This is a genomic window from Acinetobacter sp. ACNIH1 (assembly GCF_002934695.1).
Lineage (GTDB): Bacteria > Pseudomonadota > Gammaproteobacteria > Pseudomonadales > Moraxellaceae > Acinetobacter > Acinetobacter variabilis.
In genome coordinates, this window is the sequence record NZ_CP026426.1 from 15,670 (window position 1) to 39,408 (window position 23,739).

Consider the following 23,739-nt stretch of genomic DNA (forward strand, 5'->3'; position numbering starts at 1 on the left):
AAGCCTATTAAAACTAAAACTGATCTTAGCGCGTTAAATCTGAAAATGAAACGTCAAGAGCTACCAATTTCTTTTTGCTTAAGCCAGATCGGCTAAAAATTTTAAAATTGGCTCAACGAGTAACTTGGTATCAAAAAGGATGGCATCGTGCGTGCCCTGTATTTTTACCAAATTCAGATTTTGGGTTGTTAAAAACACAGATTCTTGACTAACTTTGTAAGGAACCAACATATCATTCTCGGAAAATATAAATAGCATCTTGACTGAATGATTTTTTAAGATATCCACTAGATTTAATTGCTGCAATAGATAAAGATGCTTAACCTGATAGTTTAAATCAATACTATTTAACTGTTGGTGCAATAATTTTGTACGTTCACGTGCTGCTGCGCCAGCTAAAGTGACCAAGGTACAAAAGCACTGCATCCCGCGTTTGGGATCAGCCAGTATGGAGGATTTAAATTGTGTATATTGTTCAACTGGCATTGCCTGTGGCCATGCTTCGTTGGCCACGAAACAGGGATTTGACATACAGCAAATCACTGGCTTGGCAATTTTCAATTGTTGCTGGATTTCATTAGTCAGCAAAAGTACCAACTGTCCACCCAAAGACCATCCCATCAAGACATCAAAAGAACTCGCCTGCCTAACTTTTTCGGCCAAAATACTTTCCACGTTAGGATCAAAAATATCCCATACTTCAACTTGATGCTGCTGCCGTAACTGTTCTACAAACGGGGGTTAAGACCGCTGTTCCTAGCCCCCAACCCGTAATCATCAGTATCTTCATTTTGTCTGCTCCAATAAAAGGGACCAATTCAAGTTGAAATGATCCCTGTTTGTTACACGATTAATTAAGCAGGTTGCATCGCATCTACAGCCAATTCTTTAGCTGTTTTCTTGGCAGCTTCAGCTTTTAAGCCTAATTTAGCAAACAAGGCTTTGTCTTTACCTTCACCACTGTTCGGGGCAGTAAGCAATTTATCACCTGAAAATAATGAGTTAGCTCCAGCCATAAATGCCAGTGCCTGATCAGAGTCAGAGAGAGATTCACGACCTGCCGGCAAGCGGATATAACTCTTCGGCATAATAATCCGTGCTACCGCAATAGTACGAATCCAGTCAATCACATCCAGTTTTTCAACATCGGCCAGTGGTGTGCCTTCAATAGGAACCAGCATATTTATGGGCACCGAACCCGGGTGAATCGGCATAGTCGCTAGTTCAAATAACAAACCGACTCGGTCTTGTACGCCTTCGCCCAAGCCGACAATACCGCCACTACAGACATTAATTCCGGCATTACGCACATGATCAAGCGTATTTAAGCGGTCATCAAAGCTACGTGTACTGATGACATTGGCATAATATTCACGTGAGGTATCAAGGTTGTGGTTGTAATAATCTAGCCCTGCATCTTTCAGACGTTCCGCTTGTGAGGCATTCAGCATCCCTAGGGTCATACATGTTTCCATGCCCAGTTTCTTGACTTCCTGCACCAATTCCAGCACATACGGCATATCGCGTTCATGCGGGTTACGCCATGCTGCGCCCATGCAAAAACGGGTCGAACCGGAAGCTTTGGCCTGTTTGGCTTCAGCAATCGCCTTTTGTACTTCTACGCGTTTTTCAATTTCCAGATCAGTATCATAATGTGCAGATTGCGAACAGTATTTACAATCTTCCGGACAACGGCCCGTTTTAATTGAAAGCAGAGTACTGACCTGAACAGTATTCGGTTCAAAGTTTTGGCGATGAATTTGCTGTGCCTGAAACAGTAAATCCATTAAAGGCAAGTCATAAATTTCTTGTATTTCGGCACGTGACCAATCATTACGGATCATCTTGTCTGCATCATCTAAAATTCAATTGAGTAAATCATACGCTGTTTTTTTTATTTTTCTTTAGCGTTTTATTTCATATTCATTGCCTGCTTAAAATAGCTTTAGTTTATCAAGCTATTTTGAAAGCTTATTTAACTCGAATCCTGCTTAAGCCGATGATTCCTTAATTTGAATTGTTGGCTTATTTTGATGAGGGAGTTGATATGCACATAGTGAGGCGTAAATTCCACGCAGAAATCCATGAAGACTACGTGCTTTACTCGTCACTAAATTGTATTGCCCCTTCAATAAACTGAATAATGTTTCTATCTTATTGTGTTGTCTTAGGTGATATTCATCTGATACACAAAGTTGAATAGCCTGCATATTCTTTCGATGATAAATAATTAAATCAATACCTTGATATTTCAATCTAATTTTTAATTCTTGGCTGATGTAACCTCGATCCCCGTAAAGTTTTGCTTCTACACCAGCAACCAATTGCTCAACCATTTTTATGTCAGCAACATATCCATTCGATAAAGCAGAACAGCCAATTTCACCAAATTGATTCATCGCAATATGTAATTTACAGCCATAAAATCAGCCCATTGAGCTTCTACCACGAGATGCAATTTGGACTAATAATTTATGATGCTGAATACGTTGAGTTTTACAAACTGGCAGAGTTGTTGAATCAATCCATAGATATTGTGTACCTTGGCCTTTCATCAGTGTCACATGTAAGGCTTGTAGAGCTAATTCATGCATATTGATTAGATGAATCATCCTTTGATAGCAAGGCAAGTACTTAAATAAATGGCTTTTACCTTCTTTTACCCAGCTAAAAAAAGGCTTTGAAATTATTGAAATGAGAGCATTTGTATCAAATGGCAATAAAGCAGATTTCTGAAATTGTAAATTGAGCAGTTCTGATTCTTAAGGAACCACGGTTTTGTTTGAGAAACTCTCAATAAGTTGATTCAAATTTAAGAAAAATCATCAATTACGCAGAATAATTCGGTACTATTGAACATCAGAACTAGAGTTTTGAGTTTGGTGTGTCCGTATAACACTTGTTTTACACAGTCCGCCTCAATCCAATATAAATTTATCTTTCAATAACTTAAAACAAAAACTTCCCAACCACGTCTTGCTTAATCCAACCATTTCCAATATTCTATGTGGGTTGTTATGTGGGACAAGAATAACCCTATGCCTAAAAAAGCCAAAGAACTCTCGGCACTCAGTGTAGCAAAAATCAAAAAAATGGTAGGCATGCTGTCGGTGGTGTAGATGGTTTGCACCTACGTATTGTGAATAGTTCTCGTGTCTGGATTTTACGTGCAGTAGTGGGAAAACGTCTAGATAAAGACGGAAAGTTAAAGCCTCATCGCCGTGATATTGGTATTGGTCCCTACCCCGAAGTTTCTTTAGCTGAAGCCCGTGCTAAAGCAATAAAATTAAGAATACAAATTCGAAATGGCATTGATCCAATTGCACATAAACAAGAACAGCTCAACAAGCTTCATATTCAGAAACTACGTGACAAAACATTCATTGAGTGTGCAAAAGTTGTTATAGCAAATAAAACCCGTGAACTCAAAAATGAAAAACATATTGGTCAATGGACTTCTACATTAGAAACTTATATTTACCCAACTTTAAGTGATATGAGTATTAGTACCATTACTAAAGTTGATATTGCCGAAGTTCTTAAGCCTATCTGGATTGATAAAAATGAAACAGCTAAACGTATTCGTGGTCGTATAGAAACCATTTTTGATTATGCCAAAGCTATGGGATATTTTGTAGGTGATAACCCTGCTGAATGGAAAGGCAATCTAGAACCAATTCTAGGTAATTTAAAGCAGGAATCACGCCCTCACCCATCGTTACCCTATGAACATCTTGCTGAATTTATTCAGCACCTAAGACAGAAAAAAGGTATTTCTCCTAAAGCCCTAGAATTTGCAATTTTAACTGCTTGCCGTTCTGGTGAGATTTTTGGGGCAAAATGGCAAGAAATTGATTTTAAGAAAAAGGTTTGGATTATTCCTAAAGAACGAATGAAAGCAGATAAAGAGCATCGTGTTCCTTTGTCTCAACAAGCTATTAATTTGCTTAAATCAATTCAAGCATATACTCAAGCACAAGATTTCATTTTTCCTGCACCTCGTAATGGGCAGATGCTTTCTGACATGTAATTGACCACTCTGATCAAACGAATGCATGAACAGAAGTTTAAAGAAAAATGGCTTAGGCTATCTTGACCCTAAACAGAATAGAGTAATCACGACACATGGCTTCCGCTCTACATTTCGTGACTGGTCTGCTGACAAAACCGATTATCCACGTGAAGTTTGTGAGCATGTGCTTGCACATAAATTACCAGATGAAGTAGAAGCGGCTTATTTACGTGGTGCTTATCTAGAAAAACGAAAAGGATTGATGAGTGATTGGGCAAAGTTTTGCTATCAAAATATTATCCAGTGATGGATTAAAAAATATAATTATATTATTACAAAGACTTAGATTAAAAATAAAGTTGTGATGTCAATTTGGCACAAAATTTATTTTATGTATCGAAACATAACTATTCAATATTTTTACTTCCAAACAAATTGCTTACTGCAAGAAGTGCTGTTTCAGACATAGCTTTTATCGACAATCAGATCATCGATAATTCCTACGACTTCAATCAACTTGCAACTTGACAATTGTGGAATTTCCACAATCATTTCAAAATAAGTCGGGTATACATCTACCTCAAAGGCAAGGTAAGTTTTTGTAGTTGCCCCGCCTCATAATCTTCCAACAAGTAGCTACCATAAAATTTCGTGGTTTGTTAGATTTTTATCCAAATTTCATCAGTTCAAACTCTGCGAAATCTATTCAAATAATTAATTTTAGACAGGGCATAAAAATATTTTATTTCAATAGATGAGAAGAATGGAATATATACATCAAATAAGGATACACCCTAAAAATTGTAACTATATTGCCATCACTTTGAATTTTCCGGCGCCATCAGCCACTTTACACTCGCATCGAATAGCTTAACCCCATCTGAAGACAAGTCTGAAAAAGTGTCATTATGAAGAAAGAACATCAGCCGTTTAGCTGGCGCTAAAGATTCATAATCCATAGTTGCACCTTTTTCATATCCCCAAATCGCTGCTTTTTCAGGTTCGCCGTAGACCGTCGCAATGATCGTAGCCCCTAATCCAGGTTTCCCCCAATTCATCATGGTCTGTTTTTTATAAACATTCAGCGTGCCCGCAGGTAAATTCGCAGATAAGCGGTGTGGCGCATTTACAAGCCATAAATATCGAGCTTTATCGACTTCACCAAAATCCTGACCTGAGCGTTTCCCCGTCATGGCTGAATCATCAATATAATCACTTTCCCATGTCATCAGTGGAATTTCTAACTGACGCCACCCTGCTTTTAAGTTTTTTGATCCAACTGTTGAAGACAAAATAATTGCATCAACTTGTTTAATTTGTTTTGGATCTTGGAGCTGGTCTAATATTTGAACGGCATATCCCAAGGCTTCTAAGTGCTGTTTTATAGCCAAATCATTTGCGTATGATGGCCCGTTTATCTGAGAAATTAATGCGATATGCGTACTCACTTTAGCTGCAAATGCACTCATGGATGCTGTTAAAAAACCTAGGCTCAGTGCAGCAATCAGCATTAAAAAAAGTTTTTTCACTGTGTGATACCTTGAAAGACATCGGAACTTTGATCGTTCAAATCAAAGTTCCTCAAAAATATATGGTTAAATTTAACTACAAAATGTTCAATGGACGAAAAACAAGAACTGATTAATATTTAAACTTCACATTAAAGAGAAAAGTTCGCGGGCTGCCAAAACTGAGCAACTGGGCATTGGGTGTTGTACCTTGAATATAATCTTTATCAAATAAATTTTTAATGCTTAAACCCATGCCCCAACGTTGAGCATCGTAGCCAGCATTCACATCAAATAACGTATAACTCGGCATACGGACAGAATATGTTCCACGCTGTGCTGTTCGTTCCCCTTGAAGACGTACTCCTGCCCCCATATTCCATCCCAGTTTATCTGGGCTAAAATAATATTGGCTAGACAATGATGCTGCATTTTTAGGGACATGATTAATGCGCTTCCCAATCTCACTGCTGGTTAAACTTTCGGTGACTTCAGCAGTTGGGATATAGCTATAGGCAGCGGATACATGCCATTGGTTAGACAGAGCTGCAGATAATTCTGCTTCATAGCCTTTGGTTTGCTGCTCACCGGTTTGAATTGAATAGCCTAGAGTTGAATCATTTTCTGTAACATTGCGGCGCGTGAGATCATAGTAAGCGATATATCCTTGTAAACGCTGGTCAAGTCCTTGAAACTTCATACCAACTTCCGTTTGTTTACCTTCTTCGGGGTCGAGTAATGTACTATTCGCTCCAGTATCGGTTACAGGCATAAATGAAGTTGAATAGCTAATATAGGGCGCAAAGAAATCATTGATGCGGTACATCAATGATGCACTGCCCGTAAATGCATTATCCGAGTTTTGTACGGTTGTATTATTTATTTGGTTTTCAACACTCACTTGCGTCCAATCATGGCGTCCAGATAAGCCTAAAATCCACTGATCATCAATTTTAATGGTATTTCTTAAATAAAGCCCGGTATATTGATTATAGGTCAAATTCCATGACGGCTTGCCTTGCGTCGTAGGGGTAATGCCATGCTCTAAGTTATCTGCATCAATCGGGTTTACATTATCAACCCGCTGATAGTAGTCACTGCGCTCTTTCATCATATCAACTCCGGCTGTCACTTCGTAATCAATATGATCTGTTTTAAAACTTCGCTGCAGATAATTATCTAATGCAAAATTAGTATCCTGCTTATCTTGATAATTGACTTGCCGTTTCACAATTGGGAAGGCCGCTCCAGAAGCCGCAAAAACTGAGTTACTCCAGCTGCTATTTTTCGTCACAGCAAAATTCTGCTTAAAAATCCAATCATTATCAAAATAATGAGTGAAGTTACTGCCTACACGATATACGTCCACATCATAATAGCGATCAGGCTCTCCAATAAAAATGTTACGTCCATAATTTTGATAGTTTTGCGGAATTCCCTGATTTCGAATATATTTTCTGTGCTGATAGCTAGCAATCACAGAAAGATCATTTTTATCATTTAAATCAAAGTTATATGATGATGCTAAATACTGATTTTTAAAATATACATAATCTGTCGGATCATCTTGATCAGACACACGGCCAACGAAACGAAATGCCCCTTTTTCAGTTTGATTTGGCGCATAGTTAATATCAAATGTGCCTTCTTTAAGCCCATAGCTTCCATAGCTCAAATTGGTCCGATAAAACGTTTCCGCTTCGGGGCGCTTTGTCGTTAAATTCACCAAGCCCCCTGGCAGAGCTAAACCAAAACCCACAGAAGTAGGCCCTTTCACAACTTGAATAGAATCTAATCCACTAATATCTTCAGATCTTAAGACATTTGTTGAAGTTTGCACGCGCAATCCATCAACATAGGTTTGCGCACTCGAAATTTGACCACGAATGATAAAATCATCCCAACCACGACGCCCATATGAACCTGATGTAACACCAGCAACGCCTTCTAAAGCATCGGCAACAGTTTTAAGCTGTTTTTCTTGAATTTGCTCACTCGTTATGACACTAATGGATTGTGCCGTTTCAAATATAGGATCATTTGAACGCAATACAGAGGATGCAGTTTTTGCAGCATACTCTTTATTTTCCTTTTGTTCGGCTTGAGCTTGAATTGTTATCGTCGGTAAACTTTGAGCTGTTTCAGTATCCGTTGCCTGAGCATGAGTCGACACATTAATGATTGCTAATATTGCTGAACTAAGTGGGAGTAATCTATATGGCATTTGGCGGCAGAACGAATGGAAATGTATGGAAGCATTATAAAAAAACCAAAACAACAAATAATAATGATTTTTATTTATATTTACTATTTATTAAATATATGCACTGTTTTGGGAGACTAGAAATCGAGATATTACAAAATTTGAATCTGATCACATCGTCAAGATGACTTAGAATGAATCGTTTTCCACCATTTTCGTTATTTTCCAGTAAAAATTTCCCCGAATATTGCGGTCTATATAAAACTTGCTGAGTATTGATCATTAAACAGCATTGAATAGCGGTATCAGAGTAAGTGTGATTTCGACCTTGCTTGTCTTGTGCATACCACTGAGTGTTTGGATCAAACCAAATGGAAATATTACCTCGGTTAATGAGGGCACGATTGTAGGAAGACCAGTTAGTTGTACGATAGATTTTAGGAGCAGGTTTATTCATATTGAAATTATAGGACTGAATAATCTTTCTAGGCTAGGTTTATGCAACAAAGCCCTTTTCACATCCAAAATTTGATGAGGGGTAGGTTGAGGGGTAAAACCCTAGATAAAAAATAAAACCTTTTAAAAACAAGGGTTTATTTAAACATTTGGCGGAAGCAGTGGTAACTCAACTGATGCCTCTAGTCCTCTTATTTTTCAAGTCAATTTCTTATCCGCGATTCGGGTTAATTAAGGATGCATAAGCTTCCTTTTTTATAGACAAATGTACAAGAAACAATACTATAACTTTACACTAGTTCTATCTACGAACCTTTGATTTATACTAGCCGGATAACATCACCGGCTTTAAATCAGTTTAGCGACTTTATGAACTTAAAGAAAAATAAAAGACAGCTTGTCTGGGGTTTAAATCTGCTTGCATCGATGATGTATGGCAGCTTTGCTCATGCACAGAGCATCAGCTTTCAGGACGCTGAACGTCAGTTGTTGCAAAATTCTTATAGCAGCCAAGCCTATCAAAGTCTGGAACAGGCTTCAAAACTTGAAGCTGAAGCAGTAAAAGGCGTAGGTCTACCGCGTGTCGATCTGAATGTTCGTGCCTATGCCTTTCACAGTGAAGTCGATATTCCATTAAAGCAATTTAAAAATAATCTGGAGAATTCACTCTCCCAAGGCGTGAATGGCCGGCTTAATGAGTGGGAGGCCAGTAATGGCGTGGATCTACCTGCAGGTATTACCGATCCACTGCGTGATGGACTTAACAATACTATTCATAGCGGAGTTGGTCTGATTCCGGATACGTCTAATGTCATCCTTGAAGATCAGGTGATTCGCCCCACTGTTTCCGTGATTATGCCAATATATACCGGAGGCCTCACCCGTAGTGCCAAAGAAATTGCCAATATTCAGGTCGGTCGTAGTCAGCTCAGCAACAAACAGCAGCAAGACACGCAGCGTTTTGAACTGATTCAAAGTTATTTCAATGTGCAGCTCCAAAAGCAACTGCATGCAGCAGCGCTGTTTAATCTGAATGCTATGCAGCAGCATTATCGCAATGCCTTAAAGATGGAACAGCAAGGTTTTATCAGTAAAGGCCAACGCATGCAGTTTGAAGTAGCACGCAATAATGCCGAGCGCAGCCAGCAAAATACGCAAGCCAATTTGAATGCTGCCCTGTTCCAGCTGAATAATCTGCTTCAGGAAAGCGGCATCACCGAACTTTCGACGCCTTTATTTGTCAATAAAACTGAGCCACAGGCTTTAAATCATCTGCTGAAAACCTTTAGTCAAAACTCTGCGCTGATTCAAAAAATGCAGCTGGATACCCAATTGGCCCAAGCCAATGTCAAAGCCCAGCAAGCAGCTAAAAAACCGAATATTTTTGCTTTTGGTGAATATAGTCTGGATCAAAATGAAAACTGGATTGTCGGAGTTGCCGCACGCTATAACCTGTTTTCCGGGATCGATAAAAACAAAAATATTCAGGCTGCCGAACTCAAACGCTCTGCCACAGAACTGCTCACTGCACGCACCCAGCAGGAAATTGAAAATCTGATTTATAAATCTTATAGCGAAGCACTCAGCGCACAGCAAAGTGATGCACTTCTGGCACAAAACTTGAAAGCCGCACAGGAAAATTTACGCATCCAAGAATTGTCTTTTAAAGAAGATACGGGCACCGCCATACAGGTCATCGATGCACAAAATATGCTGAGCGGACTACGAGCCGAAACTGCCTTGAATGCTTACAAATATGTGATGTCACTGGCCACACTATTACAAAGCCATGGCTCGATTGCAGAATTTCCGAACTACATCCAACATACCAACACTCACTATATTCGCTAATGGAGCCGAACATGAACGAAGATCAACAATCCAATGATCCTGTGAATGAAGCGGCTTCATCCAGCGATACAGATAAATCGCCTGCGCAACAGATAGAAACAAAAACTGAAATAGAAAACAACGCGACGACTTCGACCGAGCAACAACAAGCTCCTGAAATCGCTAAAAAGAAAAAATATTTATTGCTCGCCCTGATTCCAGTTCTGCTGGCAGTCATCGCTTTTGGATTATGGAAAAGCTACCAACCGGCTCCGCTTGAATTGCAGGGTCGTGTAGAAGCTGAAACAGTTCAGGTGGCGACCAAAGTGCCAAGCCGTATTGAAGAAATTTATGTAGAAGAAGGTCAGCGGGTCAAAAAAGGCGATGTACTGGTGCGCTTAAACAGCCCGGAAATTCAGGCCAAAAAACAGCAAGCCGCAGCGGCTTTACAATCTGCGCTAGCCTTACAATCGACTGCTGAACGCGGCTCGCAGGAAGAAAATATCGCCAGTCTGTATGCCAACTGGCAAGCGCTGAAAGCACAGCAAAATTTAGCCAAAGTTTCTTATGAGCGTGGTGCAAATTTATTGAAGGAAGGTGTGATTTCACGCCAGCGCCGTGATGAATTGTATGCAGCCAGTCAATCAGCGGCGCAAATGACAGAGGCGGCGTATCAGCAATACGCACGTGCCAAACGTGGCAGCACTTCGCAGCAAAAGAGTTCCGCCGATGCACAGGTAGATATTGCCCAGGCTGCGCTGAATGAAGCCAATGCTTTAGAAGCAGAAACCCAATTAGTAGCACCTGTAAACGGAACGGTGTCTAAAACCTATGGCAAAGTCTCGGAGCTGGTAGCCACCGCAGTCCCTGTGGTCAGCCTGTTTGAAGATCAAATGTGGGTGAGCCTGAATATTCGTGAAGACCAATATGCCCCGTTTCAGAAAATGAGCAGTATTGAAGGTTATATTCCCGCCCTAGATAAAACCGCCACTTTTAAAATCAAGCAGATCAGTGCTGAAGGTGAATTTGCCACCATTAAGACCACACGCCAAACCGGCGGTTATGATGTGCGAAGTTTTAAGCTGCATCTTGTGCCCACACCAGCGATTCCTGAACTGAAAGTTGGGATGAGCGTGTTATTTAAACTGAAAGAGACCCGATAATGTGGACGGGTATATGGCGCGAACTGCGCTATCTGCTCCGCGAAAAATGGGATCTGTGTCTGGTCACGCTCGCACCTGCACTGGTGATTATTTTATTCAGCAGCATGTTTGCTCAAGGGAAACCGGATCATTTACCGATTGCGATTATTGATCAAGACCAGAGTGCGCTGAGTCAAAGCATTTATCAGCATGTGGCGCTGAATCATACTCTTAAAATTGCTACGGTGTCGGAACAAACAGCTGAAATTGAGCGCCTGTTAAATCAAAATAAAATTTGGGGTTATATCCATATTCCCAGCGGTGCCGAGCAACGTCTGGTTCGTGCCCGGGATGCTGACATCAGTATTGCCTTTAACCAGAGTTATTTCAGTATCGGAAATACCATTTCCTCTGCCATGCTGGTCAGTACCCTGCAAGCACTGGCTGAATTTAGCGGACAGCAATATCTGGGCAACCGGCTGCCTTCTCTCGAAGCACCGTCACCGCATATCAAAATATCGCCGCTGTATAATCCACAACTGAATTATGAATTCTATCTGGAACTCTATGTCATTCCGGCAATTCTGCATTTACTGCTGTGTTGTTGTGTGGCATTTTCCGTCGGTCAGGAACTGAAGCGGCAGACCTTAACAAGCTGGATTAGCAACTCATCCATCTGGATGACATTACTGTCTAAGAACCTGGTCTATGTGGCTATTTTTAGTCTATGGACCTGGATCTGGATGTTCTGGCTGATTGAAATTCGCGGCTGGTTTGTTGCCGGCTCGCTCGCTCTGATTCTATCGGCACAATTTCTGCTATATAGCGCTTATGCATTTTTAAGCAGTGCAGTGGTTCTAGCAACCAAAGATTTAAGTAAATCTTTTGGCATCATTGCGGTCTATGGTGGTTCATCTTTAAGTTTTGCCGGTGTGACCTTACCTTTAAATAATGCGCCCCTATTCACCCAGTTCTGGTCCAATATTATTCCGTTCACGCCCTATGCCAAATTACAAACTGAACAATGGGTGATTGGTAGTCCATTGCATATTTCACTGCAAGCTGGATTAATGCTGCTGATCTATGCCCTAGTCTACGCTCTGCTGGCTTATCTGTTTCTTAAAAAAATCGCCAAAGGAGCAACACCATGAAATCCCTTTGGTTTTACTATCTACAAAGCTTTAAAGATATCGTCAGTCACGGCACGATCTTTACCACGCTGATTCTATCTGTCTTGTTTTACAGCTTTTTTTATCCAACCGCTTATCAGGCACAGCAGGCTGAAGCCTTACCGATTATTATTGTCGATGAAGAACAAAGTAGCTTAAGTACCCGCATTATTGGTCAGGTGGCACAAAGCCCCAATGTCGAAATTCAGGCGATTACCGGAAATTTTGCCGAAGCCAAACAATGGATGGAATCTCAAAAAGCCGATGGTATCTTGTTACTACCGGACAATTTATCGCAAAGCTTAAGGCATGGTGAAACAGGCGGAATTGGACTGTATTTAAGCACGGCCAACTTTTTAGTGACCAAACAAATTGGTCTGGGCTTAGCTACATCAGTTGAGCAAACTTTGGCAGATTATACTGAACGCTTTGGCAAGGTCTCGGATTTTTCACCTGCCCTTTCTGTGCATCAAATTCCTTTATTTAATCCGCTGTCCGGCTATGGCAGCTATGTCTTTCCTGCGGTTGCACCTTTAATTATTCACCAAACCATTCTTTTGGGTTTGAGTATGCTAATTTTAGTATATCGGGAAAGAAAAGTAGAATTAAACGCAAATGCATTGGTTGGGATGTGTTTAGCGGTCTTTACTATTGGCTGTCTGGGATGTTTCTATTTATTCGGCTTTAGCTTCTGGCTATTTGATTATCCACGTGGTGGCAACCTGTTCGGGATGCTACTGGCTGTTCCAGTTTTTATCTATACAATAATTGGCATGACCATTCGCCAGTTTTCTGGATTTGCCGGAACGTGCGGGTCATGTGATTGTATTCACTTCCATTCCACTGTTCTTTTTATCTGGTGCGGCCTGGCCGCATGCTGCAATGCCTATCTGGATGCAAGTCGTTGGCGAAATCCTGCCTTCCACCCAAATTGTGCAGATGTTTATTCAACTCAATCAGATGGGTGTACCTACAGAGCTAGTCTTGCCTAAATTGCTTTATCTCGGAATGATCGGCAGCTTGTGCTTTTTCTTGGCTTATCGACGTTTAATTTCAAACTGTGGAACTTTCTAGCTAGGTGTTTAGTCCCAGATTTTAATGGTGTAATATTCTCAGAGAAATGGAAAGATGCAGCACTATGGGACAAGTTCTACACAACAGCGCCACAACGACACAGACAGTGCGTCGAGCAATACAAAATAGTTAAGAGAGCTTAATAACGCTAGCCAAGCGTTACGGCATCAATCAAAAGACTGTCGCAAAATGGAAGAAACTTACTTCAGTAGATGATCTTACAACAGGGCCAAAGAATCCTCGCTCAAGCGTGTTATCGCCTGAAAATGAGGCGGCAATTGTTGCTTTTCGAAAACGCACTTTGTTGCCGCTAGACGATTGCCCTTATACATTGCAGCCGAGTATTCCTTATCTGACACGCTGGTCGTTACACCGCTGCTTGCAGCGGCATGGTATTTCATGACTGCCTAAGGTACAAGGTGATCGGCCTGTCAGAAAGCGCTTCATAAGAAATTGAGATCTTTAGAGAGGAATGAATTATTAAAATCAGTCAAACGGCTAGGTCGGTCACTTTGGAAAAAATGGTCTGGTTATCATCATCGAAGTTTAGTGGAAACCAAAATGCATTGCATCAAATGATTAGGCGATAAATTAACAGCAAGGAGTTTTGCTAGTCAGGTGGATGAGATTCATGCACGTGTAGCAGTTTTGAATAAATTCATAGAATTAGATCGCCCTAATACCCAAGTTGTCACTTGAATTTAGCTCAATTAGGGCAGCATTGTCTTTCAAACCTTTGTGCAACAAAGCCCTTCCCCTGATTGATATTTATTATTTAGTTTCCCAGTAATATGTTGATTCTTTTGCGACTTATTGGCCATTTCTGCGAATCGATCTGATGTTGTGGAGCTTGGCACTTCTCGCCCTATTGTTACACCAGAAAATTACCCCTATTCATCAAAAGGCGGTCAATAAAATTCACGCCAAACTAAAAGTTACGCAACAGGAATCATCAACATGATATGGATTGCAGTGATCGGTCTGCTTTGGCTAAGCTGCTTTGCCTTTTATACTGTAAGTGCAAAGCAGATTCTAAAAACCCGAAAATCTCGGTACGCTTTTTTAGCGAATTTTCCTACGTACACTAAATTCGCAGCAGGTATTTTCTTATTCGTTGCAATGGTTTTATTACGGACCCGGTTTAGCTCCAGTATCAGCTTTGTGGCTCTATGGATATTTCTAAGCCCTGTACTGTTTATCTTTAACCTGAGTTCGATATAAAAAAAGAGTAGAAAAAAAGCCCTGTTTTTGTAACATATTGGTTCTCAAGACAAAATGTTATAAAACAAGGCTTCTCAATGGATCATATTACCGAATTATTTTGTATTTTGGATGATTTCTGCAAAAAATTTAATGAATCTTTAGAGAAAGCTTTAATTTCTAATCAAAAAACCAAGTTGAAAAAGTCAGCTTTAAGCTTGTCCGAAGCAATGACCATTGTCATTTTATTTCATCAATCCGGTTTTAGATTCTTCAAATATTTTTATTGCCAAATGATCGTTCCATTCTGGAAATCTGCTTTTCCTAAACTGCTTAGCTACAACCGATTTATTGAAATCATGCCCCGTTGTTTGCAAGCTCTGAGTAGTTTCTTCCATCAGGTGAAAGGAAAAGATACGGGAATCAGTATCATTGACTCCACTAAATTGGTAGTTTGCCATAATCTTCGGATTAAAAGGCATCGTGTATTTAAAGGCTTGGCCGGTCGTGGAAAAAGTAGTACGGGTTGGTTTTATGGTTTTAAATTACATCTCGTTATCAATAATTTAGGTGAAATTATTAATCTCAAGCTGACATCGGGAAATGTTCATGATGTTGCTATATTAGAATCTTTAACTCAAGAATTAAAAGGGATCCTACTCGGAGACAAAGGCTATTTGAGCAAAGCAAAAGCCGAAGCTTTAGCAGCAAGAGGACTGAAAATATTGACCCCATCACGTCGGAATATGAAAAATAAACCCATCCAAACTGAAGAAGAAAAACAATTACTTTGCAGAAGAGGATTGATCGAAACAGTGAATGATCAATTAAAAAATTTACATCAACTTGAACATTCACGTCATCGTTCGGTAAATAACTTCATGGTGAATATCATGGCTGCTGTAGTGGCTTATTGTTTGAACCCCAATAAGCCAACTTTCCAAAATATGCTAAAAGGTTAAGTGGATTTCATCGAACTCAGGTTATCTTTATCTTAAAAATGAATAAAGCACTTTAGTATTTATTTAAAATCAGAAAGTAGCAAACAGCCTAGTGCGCTACTTACATGCCCTCTATTGAACCAATCTACCCAGTATCTGCTAAACCTTGCCAACCTACTTTTAAATATTTCAGATTCATTATTTTGGCTAGAATCAAAAATTTAAATTGGTAGGTATTTGGTAGGTAGGATTCTTTTTAACTTCATCCAATACTCATATTACGGTGAGGGTCACCGATAAAATAATCAATGAATGGTAGAAGGAATCACACCATGGCTTTTAAAAATATTTCAGATCAAACTAACGGTTTTTATATTCCCTGTGTTTCACTTTTTGGTCCGGGCTGTGCTAAAGAAATCGGGATAAAAGCACAAAATTTAGGTGCCAAGAAAGCGCTGATTGTAACTGATGCGGGGCTGTTTAAATTTGGTGTTGCAGATGATATTGCAAACTATTTGAAAGAGGCGGGTGTTGACAGTTATATTTTCCCAGGCGCGGAACCCAATCCAACTGATATTAACGTGCATCATGGAGTTACAGCTTATAATGAAAATGCCTGTGATTTTATTGTATCGTTAGGTGGGGGTTCATCACATGACTGTGCCAAAGGCATTGGCCTAGTCACTGCAGGTGGCGGACATATCCGTGATTATGAAGGGATTGATAAAAGTACCGTCCCGATGACACCACTGATTGCAATCAATACTACAGCAGGGACAGCTTCGGAGATGACACGTTTCTGTATCATTACCAATACCGATACCCATGTGAAAATGGCGATTGTAGATTGGCGTTGTACACCACTCATTGCGATTGATGACCCTAAACTTATGTTGGCCAAACCTGCAGGGCTGACTGCGGCAACAGGTATGGATGCCTTGACGCATGCAGTAGAAGCCTATGTGTCTACAGCAGCAAACCCAATCACTGATGCCTGTGCAGAAAAGGCGATTACCATGATCAGCGAATGGCTTAGCCCGGCAGTGGCGAATGGGGATAATCTGGAAGCACGGGATGCCATGAGCTATGCCCAATATCTTGCCGGAATGGCCTTTAACAACGCCTCTTTAGGATATGTGCATGCGATGGCACATCAGCTCGGAGGCTTCTACAACTTGCCGCATGGTGTTTGTAATGCAATTCTGCTCCCCCATGTTTGTGAATTTAACCTGATTGCTTGTCCTGAACGTTATGCCAAAATTGCCCAATTGATGGGGGTGAATACAGAAGGCTTAACCGTAACTGAAGCAGCTTATGAAGCGATTGGCGCCATTCGTCAGCTTTCGGCTTCAATTGGTATTCCATCTGGGCTGACGGAATTGAATGTAAAAGAAGCTGACTTGGCCATCATGGCGGAAAATGCACAAAAAGATGCCTGCATGCTGACCAATCCACGTAAAGCCAGCCATGCCCAAGTGGTAGATATTTTTAAAGCGGCGATGTAGTGCCTCAATGTAAGTCTTCTTTCCAATCATCTGACTTACATTTTTAACAGCCCCTGTTTCACTTTCTGAGGAAGTGTGCCAAGAGCAGACATGCATTTTCCTGTTCCTGGCTGATCCTTTTGCCTTCATAAGAGGATAAAAACGGGGGGTGTTTCTTTTTTATCAAGCCCCTTTCATTATGATTATCGACATTAATCCCATGGTAGAAAAATGCCAAGATTTTTTTAGCCCGTTTCAGCCACAAATAAAATTTCATAGCGTATTATCTTACGATTATATTTGATCCCTGAGGAATAAACTGCGCGTCCTTCAAATGACATGAAGGTGAGCGTAGCTGATTTTAATGAAGAGCATCCCATCAAGCAGCTAGGCAAACTGGGTAGCCACTGATAAAAATTTTAGGATCAGGTTCAGTCTAAATCAATAAGTAAACCCACAGTAAGCAAGGATAATACTTAATATTCCAGAATTTTCCTATTTTAACTGTTTAGCTTTACCGACAGTTACATCAGCTTTAAAGATTTTTATATTTTAACAGAGTCTGATGAACGGGATGGATTTTGGGCATCAGTTCAATCAGGCGTTCTATAGCATCAATCGCTTCAGGAAAATGTGCCACATGTTTCAGCAGGACATCGGTTTCATTAGCCTTGAAAATGGCATCGCTCAGGCGTGATTCCAGACAATCTCTCCAAGCGCATAGAAATGGACTTTCTGTTCTAGCCAGAAATACGCCGGTACATAATTTCAAGGCTGAATCAATATATCCAGCATCTAGGGATTGCTCCATCATTAAAAAGTCAGCCTCTACATCCGCCAATAAACGATAGGGTCTGGAACCCAGCATACCACCTAGTACATCGCGTAACTGTGACATTTCTGCTTTTAAAGTCCCTATACTGACCTTGCGTTCGCCATATAAGGCCTGATGCAAGGTATCTAGACTCAGGCCCTGCGGACATAAGGCCAGAATGGCTAGAATTTCAATCTGTCGAGGGGTCAGAACTAGTACCTTGCCATTAAACAGCACTTGAGGTACTGAAAAAGCCCGAATAAACAGGCGCTGCTTCTGGCATTCTAGTAGAGCCGACTGGATGATCGTAGCACAGCGCTCCGCAGCTAGTAGTGCTAAACTGTTATGCTTTGGCCAGGTAGTTGACAGATCAATGACACCTAAGACCTGTTTTGAATAGGGATCAATAATCGGAGCAGCGTAACAAACCCAATCATGAATGGAGGACATGTAATGTTCACTGGAAAAGACACAGCTGGATTGTTGAGTTTTTAAGGATAGTGCCAATGCATTGGTTCCGACTAGCTCTTCGCGCCATTGTCCACCTTCAATAAAATGTACACTTTCTGCGGCACTTTGCATTTGCGGGCTGGACGCTGTCCAGATGATGGTGCTGCCTATATCACCGACTGCCAACACCATCGATGACTGCTCTGCAATATGTTTCAAGTCTTGTGCACAATGGTGTAGAGCATAGGCTAAAGTTAAAGAAGAAGTGGTCTTTTTTATATCTGTCAGTGGTGCTGCTAAACGATTCTTAGGGATTTCAGCCGAGGATGAGCGCTGCCAAGAACTAGCAATACTCTGTCCCAGCTGTTCTGCATGCAGGGGAGATAAACTGCTACTTTGCCGAAGCTGATCGATATTGTGCCTTTTTTGCGCCAAATCTTGTTTTGTCATCATTCCTTATTCTCACAACAATTCATGATTTACATCCGCTGTAATCGTTATTCTTTTAAAATAGATGAAAAGATCGTGAACATGCTAGCTCCAACCTTTTTCCAACCTTACCTCATTTATATTAATCAAATAAGGTGCAGAAGTACCTTATACCAAAGCTGTAGAAGCGGTTTTGCCATACGAAAATAAGCAAAGGAAATAAATATGCGTTACATCGATCCCAATCAACCTGGTTCAAAAATTCAATTTAAAGCACAATACGATAATTTCATTGGCGGCGAATGGGTCGCTCCGGTCAAAGGCGAATACTTTGACAATCTCTCTCCGGTAGATGGCAAAGTCTTTACCAAAGTACCGCGTTCTTCTGTAGAAGACATTGAATTGGCCCTGGATGCAGCGCACAAAGCCAAAGAACAATGGAACAGAGCATCGCCGACCACCCGCTCCAATATTCTGTTGAAAATTGCCGACCGTCTGGAACAAAATCTGGAAATGTTGGCTGTAGCAGAAACCTGGGACAATGGAAAACCGATCCGTGAAACGCTGGCTGCCGATATTCCACTGGCCATTGACCATTTCCGTTATTTTGCCGGCTGTATCCGGGCTCAGGAAGGTGGCATTTCCGAAATTGATGAAGATACTATCGCCTACCATTTCCATGAACCGCTTGGTGTAGTCGGACAAATCATTCCCTGGAACTTCCCGATTCTGATGGCCGCCTGGAAACTCGCGCCAGCCTTGGCTGCAGGCAACTGTATTGTGCTGAAACCTGCAGAACAGACTCCGGTCAGTATTCTGGTGCTAGCTGAACTGATTCAGGACATTTTGCCGCCGGGCGTGTTGAACATCGTCAATGGCTACGGGGTCGAAGTCGGCCGTCCACTGGCGACCAATCCCCGTATTGCCAAGATTGCCTTTACCGGCTCGACTGCCGTCGGCCAAATGATAATGCAGTATGCAACTGAAAATATTATTCCGGTAACGCTGGAACTTGGCGGTAAATCACCAAACTTGTTCTTTGCCGACATTATGGATCAGGAAGACGATTATCTGGACAAAGCTCTGGAAGGCTTTGCCATGTTTGCCCTGAACCAGGGTGAAATCTGTACCTGTCCTTCCCGTGCCTTGGTACAGGAAAGTATTGCCGATGAATTTCTGGCGCGTGCAGTAGAGCGGGTGCAACGGATTAAGACTGGTCATCCGTTAGATACCGACACCATGATTGGTGCGCAAGCCTCACAGGAACAGCAGGACAAGATTCTGGGTTGTATTGCCACTGGCCGTGAAGAAGGCGCACAGATCCTGACCGGTGGTGAAGCACGTCATGAAGTGGGTCAAGGTTTCTATATTGAACCGACCATCTTTAAAGGCACCAATGACATGAAAACCTTCCAGGAAGAAATCTTCGGGCCTGTACTGGCTGTGACCACCTTCAAAGACTTCGATGATGCGATCAAGATCGCCAATGATACGATTTATGGACTCGGTGCCGGTGTCTGGTCACGCTCAGCGCATACCTCTTACCGTGCAGGCCGTGCTATTCAGGCCGGCCGGGTCTGGACCAACTGTTATCACATCTACCCTGCCCATGCGGCTTTCGGTGGTTATAAAAAATCAGGGATTGGGCGTGAGAATCACAGAATGATGCTGGATCATTATCAGCAGACTAAAAACTTGCTAGTCAGCTATTCGACCAAACCAGCCGGGTTCTTTTAAGAAGTGAAATAAAAGCGAACTTCGGTTCGCTTTGAATGTATGGTAGCTAGCTTTCACAAAATATCAGCAACATCTTCAAGCTGCGGCCAATTCAAATAAAGTTTTTAGTCTATAAACACTTTTTTTAAAGGAAAGAGCATCACCTCAAATTTCTATTTGCAATAGTGTCATTTCAAGATAATGGTAAGCGTCCGCTGAATAATGGTAAGCGTCCGCTGAATCCCATACCTATTTTTTAATTCGATTTAGGTTTCCAGCAGTGCGGCAGCAATTCTTCAATTTGGGTCACTTTGTGTGTCGGTAACCTTTTCAGCACATCACTTAAATAGGCATACGGATCCAAGCCATTCAGCTTTGCTGACTGGATTAAAGTCATGATGTTTGCCGCTCGCTGACCACTGCGCAGCGAACCTGCAAACAGCCAGTTCTTGCGTCCCAACGCCCAGGGACGCATCTGATTCTCTACCCAATTGTTGCATATCGGTAGATTGCCATCATCCAGATAGCGGCTTAAGGCTGGCCAACGCTTCAGAGTGTAATTGATAGCCTTGGCGGTGGGAGAACTCGATGGCACTGTCAGATGATGTTGGTTGAGCCATTCATATAGTTGTTGCATCACTGGTTGACTATGCTGTTGTCGGTATTCGCGGCGGTCTTCCGCTGTACCATCGGTCTTTTTCCTGAGTTCTGCTTCTATCGCATACAGTTTCTGAATCAGCACTAAGGCCTGTTCAGCAACCTGACTTTTCCCAGTTACATGCAGTTCATGGAATTTACGACGTGCATGGGCCATGCACCCCACCTCAATCACCTGGCCTGATTTAAAACGTGCTTTATAACCACTGTAATCATCACAGACTAGATAGCCCTGCCAGCCTTTCAAGAACTCTTCAGCATGCTGGCCTGAACGACTATCCTGAAAGTCATAGATCACCGCCTGAACTGGATTATACTGTGTGGTGGCATAGGCCCAGACATAACCTTTCTTCGGTTTTTTATTATTCTCACCCATCCGCATGATGGTGACCGGTGTTTCATCTGCATGCAGCACCCGCTGTTGCAGCACCACCTCTTTTAAGGCATTGGCCAGAGGTTCCAGTTCTACACCGCAGCGACCTATCCAGTCAGATAAAGTGGATCTGGACAGATCAATGCCAGCCCGCTGATAGATCAGGCGCTGACGGTACAGCGGCAAATGATCGGCATACTTCGATACCAGCACATGGCTGAGCAATTCAGGTGAAGCAATGCCTTTATCAATCACATAGGCGGGCATCGCTTGCTGAGTTAGAGTGTCACACTGATCACAGACCCATTTACCACGCACATGCTGTTCCTTATAGAACTGTGCCGGTCTGAAATGCAGTTTTTCACTGACATCTTCGCCGATACGACGGAGTTGGCAGCCACAAGCACATTGGGTTGATGCAGGTTCATGCTCAATACGGATGGTGTGTAGATGATCTGGCAGTGGTCGACGTTTAGGTTTATTGGTTTTGGCTTTCTGTGTCGCTGCATTGGTTTTATCTGCATTTAGCCGTTCCAGTTCTAGATCAACCGCGGCAATATCTTCTTCAACCGCTTCATCCCAGAGATGGATTTGTTTTGCCGTTAAGTGTTCATTCTTTTGGGCGAATTTGTGCTTTTTAAACAGCGCCAGTTCATGCTCGTATTTTTGATTGAGAATAGAAAGATGTTGAACTTTGGCATCCAATTGTTGGTTTGATTGTGCTAGAGACTGATGCTGCAGCGCCAACTGCCTGGTGAATTCCAGCAGTTGTTCATGGGTCAGTTGGCTTAAGTCAGGCAGCGTATTCATGACCGCAGTATGCCTGAGGTCATGAGAAGAATGAAATAGAACGTTTGGAGAATAGCAGAATGGTCGAGCCTGGTTTAAAGCATCGTCACCACCTGCTGTCGTCCAATGCGCTGCCAGGGCAAACCTTGGATCAGTGCCTGTAACTGTTCCGGGCTGAGGGCCACGGTTTCACCTTGGTGAACTTGAGCCCAGTGAAATTTGCCCTGTTCCAGCCGCCGGGCACACAGCCAGATGCCCAATCCATCATGTACCAGCACTTTCATGCGATGGCCACGTTTATTACAGAACAGGTAAGCACAATGCGGTTTGATGTAGCCAAAGGCTCTCACCACCTGAGCCATGGTCGTATCCATACCTGCACGCATGTCCATGGGCTGAGTAGACAACCAGATTTCATCAATGCGGATCATGTTGCAAGTGCCTTGAGTAATTCTGCCAAGGCAGGTATTTCTGATGTCTGCCATTTTAGCTGAATATCATTATTCGTATGAGGCACGGTGATACACAACGTGATCCTCTCATCAATAGGTTGGCTGATTGCAGCAGTGTAAGGCAAAGCAATAAATGCTGGATTCACATGAGTAGGATCCTGCACGGCACCCTCATGATGGCTGAAGATCCTGATCCAACGACTGACAAGGTTGGCATTAATACTATGTTGCAGTGCGACCGAAGCGATCGAGGTATTAGGATTTTTGCAGGCATTGACAATACTGAGTTTGAATTCTTTGCTGTATTTTCGGCGTTTTTTAGCAACAGGAGGTGTTGCTGAATATATATCCATGTTCATGGATTAAGTCCCCACTTGTTTTTAGGTGGGAACTAAATTAAGGCTTATAGGATCGCTTGGTAAGGCTGTGTTAGCCGGATGCTTACAGATAATGTCACTCTATAAAGATTTCGCCACATCCTCCAGCCATTTAGTGCAAGAAGAATAAAGAGAAAATAGAGTACGGCTGTTAAATACAATGATTTATGGGTGTACATACCGACATAAATTACATCTAGAACACACCATAATCCCCAGCTTTCAATATATTTTTTGGCTGCCCAATAACTTGCCACCAAGCTAAAAGAGGCCAACATGGAATCCAACCAAGGGAGTGATGCTGTGGTGAAATGAGCAAATAAGGCGCCAATCACCAGACCGGCGACAATACCCACAATCAGGCTATATACCCAGATTTTTTTATTCAAATAGCCAATCTGCACGGTGATAGCCTGGTCATGATTTTTCTTCGACCAGCTATACCAGCCATACAGTTGCATCAAGATAAATACGGCTTGTAATGCTGCGTCTGCAAATAAATTGACACGATAAAAAATAATCATATATAAAAATACAGCGACAATATTCACCAACCAGCAGACTTTATATTGTTTGGAGGTCAGCCAGACACCTAAAACGTTTAAAATGAACGCTGCAATTTCTATATTTTCCATAGCAATATAACCTGATTAAGCAGCCAAT

Annotated in this window: 15 protein-coding genes and 8 pseudogenes; 12 read left to right on the plus strand and 11 right to left on the minus strand. The window is 41.8% G+C overall.

Annotated features, from left to right (window positions below; translation table 11 throughout):
- Window positions 1–78: 78 nt before the first annotated feature.
- The 3 genes and pseudogenes from C3F22_RS16835 to C3F22_RS16845 all read right to left on the minus strand — a co-directional run bounded on the left by C3F22_RS16835 (window position 79) and on the right by C3F22_RS16845 (window position 2,860).
- Window positions 79–790 (minus strand): annotated as a pseudogene (locus tag C3F22_RS16835) (alpha/beta hydrolase).
- A gap of 64 nt (window positions 791–854) precedes the next feature.
- On the minus strand, window positions 855–1,844 hold the full coding sequence (gene bioB, locus C3F22_RS16840) for a biotin synthase BioB (RefSeq protein WP_104427060.1): 990 nt from the start codon (window positions 1,842–1,844) through the stop codon (window positions 855–857).
- A gap of 147 nt (window positions 1,845–1,991) precedes the next feature.
- Window positions 1,992–2,860 (minus strand): annotated as a pseudogene (locus tag C3F22_RS16845) (IS982 family transposase).
- A gap of 178 nt (window positions 2,861–3,038) precedes the next feature.
- On the opposite strand from C3F22_RS16845, the pseudogene C3F22_RS16850 reads away from it, so the two are divergent.
- A pseudogene (locus C3F22_RS16850) lies at window positions 3,039–4,319 on the plus strand (tyrosine-type recombinase/integrase).
- Window positions 4,320–4,830: 511 nt separating this feature from the next.
- On the opposite strand, the gene C3F22_RS16855 reads toward C3F22_RS16850, so the two are convergent.
- The 3 genes and pseudogenes from C3F22_RS16855 to C3F22_RS16865 all read right to left on the minus strand — a co-directional run.
- On the minus strand, window positions 4,831–5,541 hold the full coding sequence (locus C3F22_RS16855; RefSeq protein WP_004812080.1) for a hypothetical protein: 711 nt from the start codon (window positions 5,539–5,541) through the stop codon (window positions 4,831–4,833).
- A 112-nt stretch (window positions 5,542–5,653) separates the two neighbouring features.
- Entirely contained in the window at window positions 5,654–7,744 is a 2,091-nt protein-coding gene (locus C3F22_RS16860) for a TonB-dependent siderophore receptor (protein WP_004812079.1), read from the minus strand.
- A 250-nt stretch (window positions 7,745–7,994) separates the two neighbouring features.
- Window positions 7,995–8,180: pseudogene (locus C3F22_RS16865) on the minus strand (transposase); the annotation flags it as partial.
- Window positions 8,181–8,548: 368 nt separating this feature from the next.
- On the opposite strand from C3F22_RS16865, the gene C3F22_RS16870 reads away from it, so the two are divergent.
- The 10 genes and pseudogenes from C3F22_RS16870 (at window position 8,549) to mdh (ending at window position 17,040) form a co-directional block, all read left to right on the plus strand.
- On the plus strand, window positions 8,549–10,030 hold the full coding sequence (locus C3F22_RS16870; protein ID WP_004812073.1) for a TolC family protein: 1,482 nt from the start codon (window positions 8,549–8,551) through the stop codon (window positions 10,028–10,030).
- Window positions 10,031–10,041: 11 nt separating this feature from the next.
- Window positions 10,042–11,172 carry an HlyD family secretion protein gene (locus C3F22_RS16875; protein WP_004812071.1) on the plus strand — a complete coding sequence of 377 codons (1,131 nt, stop codon included), beginning with the start codon at window positions 10,042–10,044 and terminating at the stop codon, window positions 11,170–11,172.
- A complete protein-coding gene (locus tag C3F22_RS16880) occupies window positions 11,172–12,302 on the plus strand; it encodes an ABC transporter permease (protein WP_004812069.1) in 1,131 nt (376 codons plus the stop codon). The genes C3F22_RS16875 and C3F22_RS16880 overlap by 1 nt, the downstream gene beginning before the upstream one ends.
- Window positions 12,299–13,394: pseudogene (locus C3F22_RS16885) on the plus strand (ABC transporter permease). The gene C3F22_RS16880 and the pseudogene C3F22_RS16885 overlap by 4 nt, the downstream one beginning before the upstream one ends.
- Window positions 13,395–13,458: 64 nt before the next feature.
- A pseudogene (locus C3F22_RS16890) lies at window positions 13,459–13,794 on the plus strand (IS481 family transposase); the annotation flags it as partial.
- 50 nt (window positions 13,795–13,844) lie between these two features.
- Window positions 13,845–14,093 (plus strand): annotated as a pseudogene (locus tag C3F22_RS18665) (IS5/IS1182 family transposase); the annotation flags it as partial.
- A gap of 52 nt (window positions 14,094–14,145) precedes the next feature.
- Window positions 14,146–14,355, plus strand: a pseudogene (locus C3F22_RS18795) (PepSY domain-containing protein); the annotation flags it as partial.
- A complete protein-coding gene (locus C3F22_RS18800) occupies window positions 14,352–14,615 on the plus strand; it encodes a hypothetical protein (RefSeq protein WP_104427061.1) in 264 nt (87 codons plus the stop codon). The pseudogene C3F22_RS18795 and the gene C3F22_RS18800, both read left to right, overlap by 4 nt.
- Window positions 14,616–14,692: 77 nt before the next feature.
- The gene (locus C3F22_RS16910) at window positions 14,693–15,556 is read left to right on the plus strand and encodes an IS982 family transposase (RefSeq protein ID WP_002122622.1); all 864 of its coding nucleotides are present in this window, start codon (window positions 14,693–14,695) and stop codon (window positions 15,554–15,556) included.
- Window positions 15,557–15,867: 311 nt separating this feature from the next.
- Complete coding sequence (gene mdh, locus C3F22_RS16915) at window positions 15,868–17,040, plus strand: iron-dependent methanol dehydrogenase (RefSeq protein WP_004647793.1); 1,173 nt, start codon at window positions 15,868–15,870, stop codon at window positions 17,038–17,040.
- A gap of 514 nt (window positions 17,041–17,554) precedes the next feature.
- Here mdh and C3F22_RS16925 read toward each other — a convergent pair.
- The gene (locus C3F22_RS16925; RefSeq protein ID WP_004779935.1) at window positions 17,555–18,736 is read right to left on the minus strand and encodes a hypothetical protein; all 1,182 of its coding nucleotides are present in this window, start codon (window positions 18,734–18,736) and stop codon (window positions 17,555–17,557) included.
- A 201-nt stretch (window positions 18,737–18,937) separates the two neighbouring features.
- On the opposite strand from C3F22_RS16925, the gene C3F22_RS16930 reads away from it, so the two are divergent.
- The gene (locus C3F22_RS16930) at window positions 18,938–20,449 is read left to right on the plus strand and encodes an aldehyde dehydrogenase family protein (protein WP_004779936.1); all 1,512 of its coding nucleotides are present in this window, start codon (window positions 18,938–18,940) and stop codon (window positions 20,447–20,449) included.
- 235 nt (window positions 20,450–20,684) lie between these two features.
- Here C3F22_RS16930 and C3F22_RS16935 read toward each other — a convergent pair whose 3' ends face one another.
- The 4 genes from C3F22_RS16935 to pnuC all read right to left on the minus strand — a co-directional run bounded on the left by C3F22_RS16935 (window position 20,685) and on the right by pnuC (window position 23,711).
- Window positions 20,685–22,268: an IS66-like element ISAba25 family transposase gene (locus tag C3F22_RS16935; protein WP_005080957.1), complete on the minus strand. Its 1,584-nt coding sequence runs from the start codon at window positions 22,266–22,268 to the stop codon at window positions 20,685–20,687.
- A gap of 74 nt (window positions 22,269–22,342) precedes the next feature.
- Complete coding sequence (gene tnpB / locus C3F22_RS16940) at window positions 22,343–22,678, minus strand: IS66 family insertion sequence element accessory protein TnpB (protein WP_000618091.1); 336 nt, start codon at window positions 22,676–22,678, stop codon at window positions 22,343–22,345.
- Complete coding sequence (locus C3F22_RS16945; protein ID WP_001055585.1) at window positions 22,675–23,058, minus strand: transposase; 384 nt, start codon at window positions 23,056–23,058, stop codon at window positions 22,675–22,677. Before C3F22_RS16945 ends, tnpB begins: the two co-directional genes overlap by 4 nt.
- A 44-nt stretch (window positions 23,059–23,102) precedes the next feature.
- The gene (pnuC, locus tag C3F22_RS16950; RefSeq protein ID WP_104427062.1) at window positions 23,103–23,711 is read right to left on the minus strand and encodes a nicotinamide riboside transporter PnuC; all 609 of its coding nucleotides are present in this window, start codon (window positions 23,709–23,711) and stop codon (window positions 23,103–23,105) included.
- Between the last annotated feature and the right edge of the window lie 28 nt (window positions 23,712–23,739).